Genomic DNA, 14,998 nt, shown 5'->3' on the forward strand with positions numbered 1-14,998 from the left:
AAGGGTCTATTATCGAAAGATGATAGACCCTTTTTGCGTTTAGGGAGTATTGGAATAGTGCATGCCAATGCCTGCCCAATACATTATTTATACAAATTCAATTTCCTGTAAAGTGGGCAAGGTTATTTTAGCGAGCAGCTGTTCCTCCAGTAACTCAGCCCAGGCAGTCATATAGGCGATAACATCTTCACGAATGTTATGCTTTAAAAAGCGTTTTTCGATGGGGAAACGAGCCAATACTTGGCGGTCATCCAGCCGTTCAAGATGCTTTAGATCTTCGAGCGTTAGTCCGGCATTTAGCATTTCGTTAATTAGAAGGTCAATGGGCATTTGGCTAGTTGAACAATAATCCTCAGCCTGTTCATTCCAGTCACCGTGTCGCTGCATGGCGTATTGATGGATTTGATCTTTATTGAGTTTTGTGAGCTCCTGAGCCAAATTACCACAGTTACAGCCACCCATGTGCCCCCACTGGTAAGCGGCTCCATTTCTCAAATTCTGTGCCGTTCGACGTAGGGCATTAATTAATTCAGGAGTTGGACGTGCCATAATTTTGAGGATTTATAATTTATTGGCGAAACAGCCCATGGTACCAATTTGTTCGATAGGTAAAAACTAAAAAGCCCGTTTTGAGACGGGCTTTAGATTAGCGAACTAATTCCATTAAATCTTTATCATTAACCTCCTTACGAATGTCTGCCATATCGAGGAAACGTGTATAAATTCCATCAAGAGTTGGTTTGTCGTAGCGGAAGCCAAGTAACTCAAGCCGGTGCTTTAGGGCGTGACGGCCACTGCGAGCCGTTAGTACAATCGATGATTTTGGGACACCTACATCATGTGGGTTCATGATCTCGTAGTTCTCAGAGTGCTTCAGGAATCCATCCTGGTGAATACCAGATGAGTGGGCAAATGCATTGCGTCCAACAATAGCTTTGTTAGCCTGTACGGGCATGCGCATCATCTGCGAGACTAAATTGCTTACTGGGAAAAGGCGAGTCGAATCAATGTTTGTATATAAACCTAACTCCTTTTTTACTTTTATTGCCATCACGACTTCTTCAAGCGATGTATTGCCGGCACGTTCACCAATGCCATTCATGGTCACTTCTACCTGCCGTGCGCCATTCATGACGCCAGCCAGCGTATTAGCTGTTGCAAGACCTAAGTCGTTGTGGCAGTGAATAGAAATGGTTGCTTTATGAACATTTGAGACATGTTCATAAATGTAGGCGATTTTTCGACCGTATTCGTCTGGCAGACAATAGCCTGTCGTATCTGGAATATTGACAACTGTTGCACCAGCAGCAATAACAGCTTCTGTGAGTTGTGCCAGGAAGGCCAAATCAGCCCGACCAGCATCTTCAGCATAAAACTCTACGTCTTCAACATAGGTTTTAGCATGTTTGACGGCAGCAATAGCTTGTTCAAGAATTTTTTCCCGCGTGCTTCCGAATTTATTTCGGATGTGGATATCCGACGAGCCAATTCCCGTATGAATCCGACCTCGTTTAGCCCACTTAAGTGCTTCGCCAGCCGCATCAATATCACCTTTTACAGCCCGACTGAGGGCACAGATGGTAGGCTCTGTGACGGACTTCGATATTTCGACAACAGAACGGAAATCGCCTGGGCTTGAAATAGGGAAGCCTGCTTCAATAATATCGACACCCATCCGTTCCAGTTCTTTAGCAACCACAATCTTTTCTTCTGTGGTCAACTGGCAACCTGGCACTTGTTCGCCATCGCGTAAAGTGGTATCGAAAATATAAACTCGTTGGCTCATGGTCCGATATATATTGAAAACGTAAAAATTCTTTTAATCTATAAAAAAGGCCCTTTCCTGTCGAGAAAGGGCCTTTTCGTATGGCATATCCTTCTCTCCGTTCTAAAAAACGTTTAGTTTTTGCAGTCGGTAAGTAAGGGAAATAGGCATAATCTAGTTTGCGAAATTTCGCTGATCGCGTAAATACGCTACAAAAATAACCATTTTGAAAAAGAGTGCAAGGAAATATGCAAATTTTTTCAACGTACTATTGCCTGGTATTAAGCTTTCAAACGTTGTAAAATCTGCTCACCCATGGCGTCAGTTCCTAAAACTTTATCAGCTGGGGTACTGCTATTTGCGATATCGCGTGTACGGAAACCTACTTTTAAAATAGCGTCTACGGCGTCAATAACTGTTTGGGCTTCTGCTTTAAGGCCAAATGAAATATCCAATAACAAAGCTACGCATAGAACCGACGCTAACGGATTTGCTACACCTTTGCCTGTAATATCGTGTGCCGAGCCATGAATAGGTTCATAAACCCCCGTGCTATCACCAATCGAAGCCGAAGCCAGCATACCCATAGAACCAGCAATCTGACTAGCTTCATCGGTTAGGATATCGCCAAAAAGATTACCTGTTACGACAACATCATAGCGTTTAGGATCTTTAATCAAAAGCATTGCCATAGCATCGACAAATTGATGCTCAACTGTAACATCTGGATACTCGGGTGCCAGGGATTGAACCACTTCTCTCCACAAACGGCTGCTTTCGAGTACGTTTGCTTTATCGACAGAACACAATTTTTTACCACGCGTCTGAGCGGCTTCGAAGGCTTTGCGAACAATACGTTCCACTTCGTATTTGCTGTAGATCATGGTATCATAGGCTGTATTTCCTTCATCGAGTCGTTCACGCTTACCGAAGTAAACATCGCCGGTCAACTCGCGAAAGAATAAAATGTCAGCGCCACGCAAAATCTCTGGTTTGATGCTCGAAGCATCCAGCAATTCGTCAAAGAGTTTGATAGGGCGAAGGTTAGCATACAAGCCCAATTCTTTACGCATCTGCAATAAACCTTGTTCAGGCCGGACTTTTGCCGATGGGTCATTATCATATTTTGGGTGCCCTACAGCGCCAAACAAAATGGCATCAGCACCTTTCATTTTAGTTAATGTTTCGGCGGGTAGGGGAGACCCCGTGGCTTCGATAGCGACATGGCCAATGAGGGCTTCATCGTACGAAAATTCATGTCCGAATTTCTCGGCGATCACTTCTAAAACCTGTTTGCCAACTGCGGTTACTTCGGCTCCAATGCCATCGCCGGGGACTACTAGAATGTGTTTTTTCATTTCTTAAAATGAAAGAAGAAGCGCATCTGTGCTCAATCTTTCTTTAGGGAACTTATAGCTAGATGGAATTAAATAAAAAGAGTTCTTTTAACGCTTGTAAACTATTGAGGACGAACAGCTTCGGCAATGACGTTCTTACCAATAACCTGACCTACTGTAAGCACATCGAATACACGGCTTACCGGAAAAACCACCCTATCGTAAAGAATGACTGACTCTTTCGTAATCCGCCCGTCTTTACCAAGCCATTTATAGAGTAACGAGATAAAGTAACCCGCAAAATCATAATACCGACAGTCGGTCACTTTCAGACCGGCATCTTCTAAAATCTGGCGAACCAGCTTTTTGTCATAGCGACGGTAATGACCAACATGCTCGTCCATGTTGCTGAAAATTTCCTGACGGGCGGGCACGAATACTTTAATCCGACCACCGGGCTTGAGTTTCGTAAATAGCTCCTTTACAATTTCGCCGTGGTGTTCGATATGCTCTAGTACGTTGATTGTGTAAATCAAATCATACTTCTTCGTGAGCTGACTGATATCAGTATATACAGGCTGCTTGATCAAAGGCAAAAGGTCAGGATCAATTTCGGCTGCGTCTACGCTTCCTAAAGGGAATCGATTGGCATATTCACCATTACCAGCACCGAAATCTAATACGGCCTCTCCCGGACGAACGTCGCGCGCTACCCAATTGTACAGACCGCTATTATAATTGACAGCGTGGCTCATCATAGCCAAATTGTCTGACCCGTTGTACTCTACTTTTTCCGCCGTTTGTTTTGCCTGACTCATAAAGGACGAATTGAACGTGATACCGTTTGGTGCTCTATAAAATTGAACACGAAGTTATTAAACGAATCGTCATTTTTAATCCAGCGTATTCAGCATTTTTTGAGTTGCCTTAATCGCCGATACAGTTTGGTCAGAATCGAGCCCTCTGGTTTTGAACTCACGGCTGTTATACTTCCACGTAATAATCGTTTCGCAAAGGGCGTCTGTTCGGCCCCCTGTCGGGATTCGTACCGCGTAATCAGTCAACGTAGGCAGGGTTAGCTTCTTCTTGCTGTAAATCTTTTTCAGAGCGTTCATAAACGCATCATACTGACCGTCGCCCTGTGCGTTTTCTTCAAAAAGTTCTGTGTCAATCCGGACCCGTAAGGTGGCAGAAGGTTTAAGGTCTTTGGAATGCGTTAAGACATAATTAAGAACTTCTACGCGCGAAGCTATTGCATTGGTATTCAGTACGTCGGAGATAATGTATGGCAAATCTTCACGCGTAACAGCTTCTTTCTGATCGCCCAATTCGATAACTCGCTGGGTTACCTTTTTAAGGTCGCCTTCCGATAATAAAATACCTAGCTCGCGAAGATTGTTCTCGATGTTTGCTTTCCCCGACATTTTTCCGAGCGCATAACTGCGTTTGCGGCCAAAGCGTTCGGGAAGTAATGTGTTGAAGTATAGGTTATTTTTCTTATCGCCATCGGCATGAATCCCCGCTGTTTGGGTAAATACGTTATCGCCAACAACGGGCTTGTTATCGGGAATCCGAAGGCCCGAGAAGGTCTCGACAATCTTGCTGACCTGATACAGCGATTTCTCGACAACACCAGTTCTGACATCCGGCATGAAATCGCGCAAAACCGCGATAGCACTGGCCATTGGAGCATTCCCAGCACGTTCACCCAAGCCATTCACGGTTAAATGTATACCGTGTGCGCCTGCCCGGATAGCCTCCATTACGTTAGCGATGCTGAGATCGTAGTCATTATGGGCATGGAAGTCAAAATGCAGGTTAGGATACCGAGTTACTAAGGGGCTGATAAATGTATAAGTTTCAGCCGGAGTCAGGACGCCCAACGTATCGGGTAACAGCACCCGTCGAATTGGTTGAGTTTGAAGAAAATCCAGAAACTGAAGTACATAATCAGGCGAGTTGCGCATGCCATTGCTCCAGTCTTCCAGATAAACATTTACCAATAAACCAGACTGATGGGCATCATTAACAACCTGTCGAATTTCCGAAAAATGCTCTTCCGGTGTCTTCTTGAGTTGGTGAACCAGATGATTGAGCGAACCTTTCGTAAGCAGGTTCATCACTTTTGCACCTGACGCACGCATCCAGTCGAGAGAAGCTTGTCCATCAACGAATGTGAGCACTTCAATTTTATCGAGTAGTCCGGCATTGGCGGCCCAGGCGGTAATCTGCTGAACAGCCTCTAATTCGCCTGCTGATACCCTTGCCGAAGCAACTTCGACCCGATCTACTTTAACTTCGGTGAGTAGCAATTGCGCCAGAGCTAACTTCTCGGACGCAGAAAACGACACTCCGCTGGTTTGTTCACCGTCGCGAAGTGTCGTGTCCATGATTTCAATGTAACGACGTTTCATTCTTAATGAGTGAAAGAGTGAAAGAGCGAAAGAGTGGCTGGCGCATCTGTTTTCGCTCTTTCACTCTTTCACGCTTTCGCCTTTAAAATGGCCGGCTTTCGGCGAAGGCTTCGATTTCATTTTTCATCGACAGCAGATAGTCGATATCATCGTAGCCATTGGTGAGGTTATGCTTTTTGTATTCGTTGATGGCGAAGCTTTCGTTCTCACCCGTAGCCAGTATCGTGATCGTTTGTGCCGGGAGGTTTACTTCCAGTTCAGTTTTTGGATCAGCTTCGATAGCCGCAAAGATTTTTTCCAGAAACTCAGGGCTCACCCGCACTGGCAGAATGCCTACGTTAATTGAGTTGTTCTGGAAAATATCGGCAAAGAAGCTCGATACAACGCAGCGGAAACCATAGTCATAAATGGCCCAGGCTGCGTGCTCACGGCTTGAGCCGCTACCAAAATTTTTGCCGCCAACCAGAATCTTACCCGAATAAGTTGGATCGTTCAACACAAAATCAGCCTTGGGCGTATTGTCATTGTTGTAGCGCCAATCGCGGAAGAGGTTGTCGCCGAATCCTTTGCGCTCGGTGGCTTTCAGGAAGCGGGCAGGGATAATTTGGTCAGTGTCAACGTTCTCAATCGGCATGGGAACGGCACTGCTCCGGAGTATAGTGAATTTGTCGTAAGCCATTTTTGGAAAAAGTTAATTTGTCGTTTAAGGTTACCCCGCCTGTATAAGTAAGCGCTTGTGGCCCATTCGACAAACGTCAGACTAATTAAGGAACTCGCGAGGATCGGTTACTACACCTGTAACGGCAGCAGCGGCAGCTACTAGCGGACTAGCCAGCAGTGTGCGTGCACCTGGACCCTGACGACCTTCGAAATTGCGGTTTGACGTTGACACAGCGTATTTACCAGCAGGAACTTTATCCTCGTTCATGGCGAGACAAGCTGAGCAACCGGGTTGACGCAGTTCGAAACCAGCCTGGGTCAGAATATCCAGAATACCTTCGTCTTTGATTTGTTTCTCAACCACGTGCGATCCCGGTACCAACCAGGCCGTGATATTGTCGGCTTTCTGGCGACCTTTCACAATAGAGGCAAATGCCCGGAAATCTTCAATACGGCCATTTGTGCAACTGCCCAGGAATACAAAATCGACGGGTTTGCCAATCATGGATTCGTTTTCGGCGAAGCCCATGTACTGAAGCGATTTTTTGTAGCTGGCAGAACCATCTTTTACGGCTTCAGCTAGTGGAATTTGGTGCGTAACACCCGTTCCTAAGCCTGGGTTTGTGCCATAGGTGATTTGCGGCTCAATATCGGCTGCGTCGAAAGTCAAATCTACATCGAACGTAGCACCTTCATCGGTTTTGAGGGTCTCCCAATAAGGAACTAGTTTGTCCCACTGTTCGCCTTTGGGCGACAGTTCGCGACCTTTCAGATAGTCAAGGGTAGTTTGATCGGGTGCGATCATGCCACCCCGAGCACCCATTTCGATGGTCATGTTACAAACCGTCATCCGGCCTTCCATCGTCATATTCTCGAATACCTCGCCTGCATATTCCACAAAGTAACCCGTAGCTCCACTAGCTGAAGTCTGCGAGATGATGTACAGAATCACGTCTTTCGGTAATACGCCTTTGCCCGTTTTACCATTGACCGTAATCCGCATTTTCTTTGGCTTAGGCTGCATGATACACTGCGTTGCCAGAACCATCTCAACTTCCGACGTACCAATACCAAATGCAATCGCACCAAACGCACCGTGAGTTGACGTATGTGAATCACCACAAACGATGGTCATACCGGGTAGCGTAATTCCATTTTCGGGTCCTACTACGTGGACAATACCGTTTTTGATGTGGCCAAGGCCCCAGTGCGAGATACCGTATTTAGCTGCATTGCGCTCCAGCGCTGCCAGTTGATTAGCCGACATGGGATCGGCTACAGGCAGGTGCTGGTTGATTGTTGGCGTGTTGTGATCGGCGGTTGCAAATGTGCGTCCCGAAAACAGCACTGGTGCACCACGACCTTCGAGACCCAGAAATGCTACTGGGCTGGTTACTTCGTGGATAAAGTGACGGTCGATGAATAATACATCGGGACCATCTTTAACCTGTCGGATGACGTGTGCATCCCATACTTTGTCGAACAGGGTTTTTGGGGTACTCATAGTGGTCAGTAGGTAACTGTTAAATACCTTTTTGTCATTCCGACGTCAGGAGGAATCTTAGTGTTTCCTATTAGTCAACCTTTAAGATTCCTCCTGACGTCGGAATGACAAAAAGCGGAGAAACGTGATTACAAAGTTGCAGAATCTTATTCAATCCCGTATCCCGTCATTCGTCCAGTAAATAGCGATTTTAGTTCAGAAGGTTAAATTGGTTGTAAAACCGTATTTGCGGGTAAAAGATAGAGTTACCGAGTTCTCTGTGAGATAATGAGGGAAAGACAGCCTATGTTACTCGCTGTTTTTAGCTGAGGTGTCGGTATTCTGTTGGCGATTTGCCTGTTTTCGTTTTAAATATTTTTGTGAAATGGGATGGATGTTCAAACCCAAGTTCGAATGCAATTTCACTAATTGGTTTGTCGGAGCCCCATAAAAGCGTTTTTGCTTTTTCTGTCAATTGCAGATGAATATGCTCTTGCGTTGATTTTCCTGTGTATCTTTTTAACAGATCGGATAGGTAATTGGCCGATAAATTAAGGGCTGATGCAAAATAGTGCACATCGGGTAAGCCCATGTCGATCAGTGTTTCATTGTTAAAATACTCTTTAAGCATTCGCTCAAAACGCTGTACAATGTCATTATTGACTTTCGACCTTGTAAGAAATTGTCTGTCGTAGAATCTATCGCAGTAGTTTAGTAATAACTCAATATTTGTTTGAATGAGCAGTTGAGTGTGCTTATCAATATTTTGGGAATACTCTTTTCTAATTCGCTCTACACAATCTTTTACGATCAGTTTCTCATCTTCTGAAATATGCAGTGCTTCATTTATATCATAATGAAAAAAAGAGTATGCATTCATTTTGTTGCCTAAAGGCGAACTGTTCAACAGGTCAGGATGAAATACCAGGCCCCAGGCCTCTTCTATTTGGAGGTCGGGGTCTGATGAAATAACCTGATTGGGAGCAACAAACATTAAAGTGCCTTCCGTAAAATCGTAGTGCGACATGCCATAGTTTAAAACGCCGGTTATCTTTTTAAAATGGATGCCATAAAAGCCCAGACGGTAAAATGTATCGTTCTGGATATTACTTCTGTTTGCTTCTTTCAGGTCTATTAATGAAACCAACGGGTGCCTGGGCTTCGACCACCCATACAGCGTATGCAAATCGCTTATTGACTGAATATCTACGTATTTGGTTTGCATAGTCTGTAGTATATAGCCCTAATTGATTAGCTGGTTTCGCATTTTTAGGATGAAGTCCTCATCATTATTTTTCGTTTTCAGATCGATGAAAAACTGCGCGTCTTCGCCAACCACATACCGCAATTTGAGTTTCCCGTCGGTTACGGCTTCGTAAATTGTATGGGCAACATCGGCGGCACTTGCTTTGGGTAGATGGCCCGTCATTTCCATAAAGCGCCCAAAGAATTTACCAAAAACGTCATTGCTGTAAGCCGGTAGATCGCTCGTAACGGTTTCTCTTGTGTTACGGAAATTTGTAGCGATTGAACCGGGCTCTATTATTTTAACGGCAATATTTAATGGAGCCAATTCGTGAGACAAGCCTTCGGAAAGACCTTCAATTGCAAATTTTGTGCTGTTGTACAAACTGCCGAATGGCAAGGCGACAACACCGCCAAAAGAAGAAATGTTGATGATTGTGCCACCGCCATTGGCTCTTAGGTGAGGTAAAACGGCCTGGGTTACATCCATCAAGCCAAACACATTTACGGCGTATTGTCTTTTGATCTGTTCCGTTGTCGCTGCTTCAAAAACACCCATCAATCCGTAACCTGCGTTGTTGACCAAGGCGTCAATGGTACCAAATTTTTCGACGCCTTCTTTAACCGCTTTTTGGATTGATTCGATGCCTTGTACATCTAACGCTGTAACCAGTACATTGTCCAATTGCGTTAACTCTTGCTCCTTTTCAGGGGAACGCATGGTGGCAATTACGTTCCAGCCTTTTTGTTGAAACAGTTTAGCGGTTTCTTTTCCAATGCCCGACGATGCCCCTGTAATTACTATTGTCTTTGCCATTTTTTGATTTTTGTTTTGTCGTACAAAGCTCAATAGTTGGCTAGCGGGCGGCTTATATATTTCGGGGTTTGTTTTATACTTTTGAAGGCTGCCTTTAAAACGTCGTTACTCCATCAGCTCACCTTTTCATCCTGAGCCTCAAATCCATCTTTTATAGCTGCTTCAAGTATATCAACGTTTATATCTTTTAGTCTTTTGAACTTAATGCAATAGCCAGTCACGCTTGCCTTCCCAAGTTTTTCTCCATACGTTTTGGCTAGATGCGTTTTATCTTTAAAACCAAGGATGTACACCGAGATTCCGGTTGTATTGGCACTCAAACCAATTTGATAAAACGCTCTGCTTGTGCCATCAGCATAGTTTATGGTGTAAAACCCATAGCCTATGTTCGGGTTAGAAACAGTTTTACCGTCGCTGTTTTTGCCATCGACGAACCATAGTTTAGAGACTGGTGACACTTGAAGGATACGTCGGTGCAACTCCTGCATATCACTCCGTTTTGGTTCAGGCCGACTGGCGATATAATTGTTGATTTGCTCTTCTACGTTCATAATCAAGGTTCAATGTATCGAATGAGCTTTTACTGTTCTTTAGATTCCGTTTACTTTATCAAAGTGATAACGCAACGAGTTCTCCCGGATGGCCAATTGCCCCAACAGCTACCACTATATATTGCTTGCCATTGATAGAATAGGTCATGGGTAAACCAGCTTGATTGGCGGGCAATTCAATTTCCGAAAGGATTTTTCCGGTTTGTTTGTCGTACGATCTGAATTTGTTTCCGCCACCGCCATCTGAACCATACAAGCCTGCACCTTCGCCAGCAAATAGCAGGGTCTTCGTTACGAGCATGCCAACCCGATCGGGCAATCCAGTTCTGGGAATTTTAATTCCCTTTAAGGCAGGAACATCTTTCACCCAACTTGGTGTATCGGCATTCGGTACCATCCATTTGTGATCGCCGGTATTCAGATCAATGGCCGTGATTCGGCCGTAGGGCGGTTTTACTAACGGCAAACCATAGGGACCAATTCGGGCATTGCCCATATAGGCTACGTAATCCATATCCGATATGTTAGGGGCAGACTCCAGGCTCATGGGCCGGATAACTGTACTGGACGAAACGTACAGCATCCCGGTTTCGGGGTCCATAACACCGCCCTGCCAATTGGCACCACCCACGGCGTCGGGAAGCATTAGCGTTCCTAAATTATTGGGTGGATTGTAGGTGCTGATGGGTGTATAAAGCGGCCCTTTTTTGTAGCGGCTGACAATCTTTAACGCTGCTTTTTTGATTTCGGGCGTAAAATCCACCAGAATATCATCTGAATACCCCTGTCGATCGAAAGCGGCTGGTTTTGTTGGGAAAGGTTGCGTGGGCGATGTCCATTCGCCTTTCACATCACTTTGGGGCACAGGTCGCTCTTCGATCGGCCAAACGGGTTTCCCGGTAACGCGATCAAAGACAAAGGCAAACGCCTGCTTGGTAACCTGAACAACTGCCTTTATAGGTTTCCCATCTACACGAATATCGGCCAGAATAGGCGGAGCTGGTAAATCATAATCCCAGATGTCGTGGTGAATCAACTGATAATGCCATACGCGCTTGCCCGTTTTCACATCTAAACAAACCAGACTCTGCGAAAACAGGTTGTTGCCTGGCCGGTGTCCACCGTAGAAATCGCCCGTAGCGGCCTCCAAAGGTAAATAAACATAGCCCAATTCAGGATCAGCCGTCAGCGGTGCCCAGGCTCCAGCATTTCCGGTATACGTCCAGCTTTCCTTTTCCCAGGTTTCATTTCCGACCTCGCCCTGCTGCGGTATGGTGTGGAAAATCCATAGCTTCTTTCCGGTTTTTACATCATACCCCATAATATCTCCCCGAACCTGTTTTTTAGAAACAGGTGCCAAACCAACAGGAAAACTTGCCCCCATGATGATAACGTCATTGACAATAATGGGCGGAGATGTGGAGCCAATTGTTGCGGTAATTGGATCAATTTCTTGGTCTAAGCCTTTCTTCAAATCCACAACCCCGCTGTCGCCAAAATCAGGGATTAAATGCCCCGTTTTAGCATCCAAAGCGACTAGTTGAAAACTTGGCGTAATGTAAATGATCCGATCTTTCCCAGTTGAGGGCGATGCCCAGTAAGCTACTCCCCGCCCGGAATTCTGTCGGGGTACATAGGTTTTTCGCTCTTTTTCGTCGAACCGAAAGGTCCAGAGTGTCTCCCCATTTTCGGCATCTATGGCGGCTACTGTTCGGCTCAAACCGGCAGTGGTGTACAAGACCCCATTTACCATCAAGGGGGTCGATTTAAAATAAAATTCCGGGCTCGATCCGAAATTATCGGTTTTCCATCGCCAGGCGATTTTTAGGTTTTTGGCATTTTCTTTATTGATCTGCTCTAAAGGAGAGTAGTTCGAGCTAGCGTAGTCGCCCCGGTGTTGTCGCCAGTCGGCTTCAATTGTGGTTGGTTTTGCGTTGTAGGCAGTAGGCTTAAACTGCATACTTACCCGCGAAGAAGGTGTGCCTAATGAAATAGCCGCTAATACTTCCTTCTTCGAAGACAAGGCAACATCTCCATTAGGAAATCCGTTGGTGTTCAGAATAAACGCCAATAGGGACGAATAAGCTGTATTGTCCAGCGAATGAGGATTCATTTTGGGCATGGTCGATTTTGTCAAATCAAACAATTGCCCTACCGATTTACCGGCCCACTTGCTTATGAAACGATCCCCAATCAGCGCAGTGCCGCCTTCCGTTCCCCGTAAATCTCTTCCGTGACAGGCAGCGCAATGCGTAGCAAATAGAGCTGCCCCTGCTTCAACTTGCTTTTTGGTGAAAATGCCCGAGTTCGCAGTTAATTCTCCTTTTTTAGCTGTAGGCTGTTGCGCTTTCAGGCACAAGCAAAAAAGTAGATTGAAGACTACTGCGCAAACGAGTAGGAAGCGATTTTTCATTTAAAGAAAGTTAGCAGGGGATATACAGTCCAGTTAAAAGTGTAAATACCGTAGCATGTATTTTTAATATAGAAGCCTCTAAAACCGTCTTATTTCTTTGAAATTGAACCGCTTTTTTGTCATTCCGACGCCAGGAGGAATCTCAACGTTGCGTATTAGTCAAGCTTAAGATTCCTCCTGTCGTCGGAATGACAAAAAAATAATTCTTGGTTTCTAGGCCTTACCTCCCATCCTACTACTCTCGTGGCCAAACGTTATCGGTAGGATTGGCATCTGGAAAGCGGCCATGTGGGTCAGACGTTATCTTTTTGATCTTGCGTTCGCCGAAATTCATAACCGCATTAAACGTACGATTGCCATCAAACCAAACGGATGCAGGCCAGGTAACTTCGGCCGTAGTGGCATCGATCATTTTAGCGTTAGGCATCGTTTTAATGGCAGGGCCTGTTGTTTCAAACTCAACCTTCAGCACAACCGGCGATGGCATCTGGCCTGCCTCATGAACGGTTACCGTAGTCTGGCCATTTGCTGTTTTTACTCCCTGAATTGATCCTTCAACAGTCTCCGTTGTCCATAACCAGTAGTACCAGAACCATTCGAGATTCTGGCCTAATTCATTGTTCATGAAGAAGATGTAATCCCAGGGCGACGGATGCTTGAACGCCCATGTTGCCGTATATTTTTTCATGGCGTTTATCACTGCCTGATCACCTACAATTCCGCCCAGCATGGAGAGCATCAACGGGGCTTTGCCGTAGGTTTGAAACCGATAGCCACTGCCGGCATCATTGGCACTCCACATCATGGGGGCTTCGTTTTCGTCGCCACTCGTGCGGCCATAGCTTTGCCCCAAACCATCTAGGTTATAGGGTTTCCCATCTCGGTCGGCGGCCGAGAGGATATTCATGTACTGATTGAAACCTTCGTCCATCCAACCATAACGCGTCTCATTCGTGCCCAACATCATAGGCCACCACTCATGCCCGGTTTCATGATCGGCAGCACCCTGATTCGAGTTAATGACCATCGGATATTCCATGCCTGCGCTTGGGCCATCCTGCAGGGTCAATTGCGGGAATGGATAAGGTGCCCAAAGTGCCGAATAAAACTCGAGCGCATGTCGTGTAATCGTACCCGCTTTTTCAAAGAGTTTGGCTCGCTCAGGGAGATAAACCATGTGAATCGGAATAGCGCCTTTGCCGGGAATAGTGGCACGGGTTGCTTTCCAGACAAAGTTTTCGGCGGTTGCCCAGGCAAAATCATTAACCTTATCGGCCACAAAATGCCAGGTGAGCTTGTCGCCCGGAGCCGTTGATTGGCTAGCGCCTTTTTCTGTTTCACCCACAATGATTACCTCATCGTTGGAGTTTAGGACGGTGGAAAGCCGCTGTCTTGCCGTTTGGGTCAAAACCTCGTTTGGGTTTTGAAGGACGCCTGTACCGCTGACAATCCATCCGCCAGGTACGGTTATAGACACATCGAATTTGCCGAAGTTATTGTAGAATTCTGAAGGGCCAAGGTAAGGGCTTGTTTCCCAACCACGCAGATCATCGTATTTCCCAAGACGCGGGTACCATTGAGTGGGTTGAAAAAGCTTGCTGTCAAACCGTTGCGTCATGCGGTGACCTCGTCCATTTGGGCCACCGGGAAGCTTGGTGTGCCATTCGATTTCTAGTTCAGCTGTTGTTCCTGCTTTGACCGGATCAACCAGATTTATAGTGGCTATCGTTTGGGTTAGCCCGGATACAGTCATTTTGGTAGTGGGTGCTGTACTACGACCAAATGACGACGGAGTGGGAGCTACAGCTGTAAGATCCACTGGCTGACCAGCTACTTTCAGGCTAGTTAAAACCATACCATCGGTTGATTCGGCTGGCACAGACGCCCCGCGCTGGGCTTCCGGCCGAAACAGGTTATGATCAAGGCGCAGAACAATCGTTTTTAGATCGTACTGACTATTGTTATGCATGCTGATTTTTTCTGACCCAGTAATTACCTGTGTTGCTGGATCAAGGCTTGCCTTTATGGTATAGTCAGCCTCTAATTGCCAGTAATTGGGTCCCGGTTTGCCAGAGAAATCACGCGTACCCGCCTTGAATGCGTTTTGGATGGAGTTTGTCATCGGAACATCGAGCCGAATCGAACGCTTCGAGGTTTCAACTCTTTTCCGGATTGGAGGATTAGCTTGCTGGGCTGAGACAAACGTGCCGGTTATCAGTAATAGAGGGATGGTTATTCGTGCGATCATGAGTGAGGAAGTGTTACAAATCTTGTTAATCTCGATAATAATTGCCGTAATGCCAACGATTAGGG

The 14,998-nt window shown here is 45.8% G+C and carries 12 protein-coding genes; all 12 read right to left on the bottom strand.

Annotation, left to right across the window (positions count from 1 at the left end):
• Positions 1-87 precede the first annotated feature (87 nt).
• The 12 genes from GO755_RS11265 to GO755_RS11320 all read right to left on the bottom strand — a co-directional run bounded on the left by GO755_RS11265 (position 88) and on the right by GO755_RS11320 (position 14,933).
• Positions 88-549, bottom strand: coding sequence for a hypothetical protein (locus GO755_RS11265; RefSeq protein WP_157584867.1), 462 nt, complete (start codon positions 547-549; stop codon positions 88-90).
• Positions 550-646: 97 nt separating this feature from the next.
• A complete protein-coding gene (locus GO755_RS11270; protein ID WP_157584868.1) occupies positions 647-1,786 on the bottom strand; it encodes a 2-isopropylmalate synthase in 1,140 nt (379 codons plus the stop codon).
• A 260-nt stretch (positions 1,787-2,046) separates the two neighbouring features.
• Positions 2,047-3,123, bottom strand: coding sequence for a 3-isopropylmalate dehydrogenase (leuB, locus tag GO755_RS11275; protein ID WP_157584869.1), 1,077 nt, complete (start codon positions 3,121-3,123; stop codon positions 2,047-2,049).
• 101 nt (positions 3,124-3,224) lie between these two features.
• Positions 3,225-3,920, bottom strand: a complete 696-nt coding sequence (locus tag GO755_RS11280) for a class I SAM-dependent methyltransferase (protein ID WP_157584870.1) — start codon at positions 3,918-3,920, stop codon at positions 3,225-3,227.
• Between the two features lie 75 nt (positions 3,921-3,995).
• On the bottom strand, positions 3,996-5,516 hold the full coding sequence (locus GO755_RS11285; protein ID WP_157584871.1) for an alpha-isopropylmalate synthase regulatory domain-containing protein: 1,521 nt from the start codon (positions 5,514-5,516) through the stop codon (positions 3,996-3,998).
• Positions 5,517-5,598: 82 nt separating this feature from the next.
• Positions 5,599-6,195: a 3-isopropylmalate dehydratase small subunit gene (leuD, locus tag GO755_RS11290; RefSeq protein ID WP_157584872.1), complete on the bottom strand. Its 597-nt coding sequence runs from the start codon at positions 6,193-6,195 to the stop codon at positions 5,599-5,601.
• Positions 6,196-6,276: 81 nt separating this feature from the next.
• Complete coding sequence (leuC, locus tag GO755_RS11295; protein ID WP_157584873.1) at positions 6,277-7,680, bottom strand: 3-isopropylmalate dehydratase large subunit; 1,404 nt, start codon at positions 7,678-7,680, stop codon at positions 6,277-6,279.
• Between the two features lie 301 nt (positions 7,681-7,981).
• On the bottom strand, positions 7,982-8,884 hold the full coding sequence (locus GO755_RS11300; RefSeq protein WP_157584874.1) for a helix-turn-helix domain-containing protein: 903 nt from the start codon (positions 8,882-8,884) through the stop codon (positions 7,982-7,984).
• Positions 8,885-8,902: 18 nt separating this feature from the next.
• Positions 8,903-9,721: an SDR family oxidoreductase gene (locus GO755_RS11305; protein WP_157584875.1), complete on the bottom strand. Its 819-nt coding sequence runs from the start codon at positions 9,719-9,721 to the stop codon at positions 8,903-8,905.
• A gap of 113 nt (positions 9,722-9,834) precedes the next feature.
• Positions 9,835-10,272 carry a DUF1801 domain-containing protein gene (locus GO755_RS11310; protein WP_157584876.1) on the bottom strand — a complete coding sequence of 146 codons (438 nt, stop codon included), beginning with the start codon at positions 10,270-10,272 and terminating at the stop codon, positions 9,835-9,837.
• 58 nt (positions 10,273-10,330) lie between these two features.
• The gene (locus GO755_RS11315) at positions 10,331-12,685 is read right to left on the bottom strand and encodes an outer membrane protein assembly factor BamB family protein (protein ID WP_157584877.1); all 2,355 of its coding nucleotides are present in this window, start codon (positions 12,683-12,685) and stop codon (positions 10,331-10,333) included.
• Between the two features lie 235 nt (positions 12,686-12,920).
• Complete coding sequence (locus GO755_RS11320) at positions 12,921-14,933, bottom strand: M1 family metallopeptidase (RefSeq protein ID WP_157584878.1); 2,013 nt, start codon at positions 14,931-14,933, stop codon at positions 12,921-12,923.
• Positions 14,934-14,998 lie beyond the last annotated feature (65 nt).

The sequence above is a fragment of the Spirosoma arboris genome (genome assembly GCF_009754945.1).
In the GTDB taxonomy this organism is placed as follows: Bacteria; Bacteroidota; Bacteroidia; order Cytophagales; family Spirosomataceae; genus Spirosoma; species Spirosoma arboris.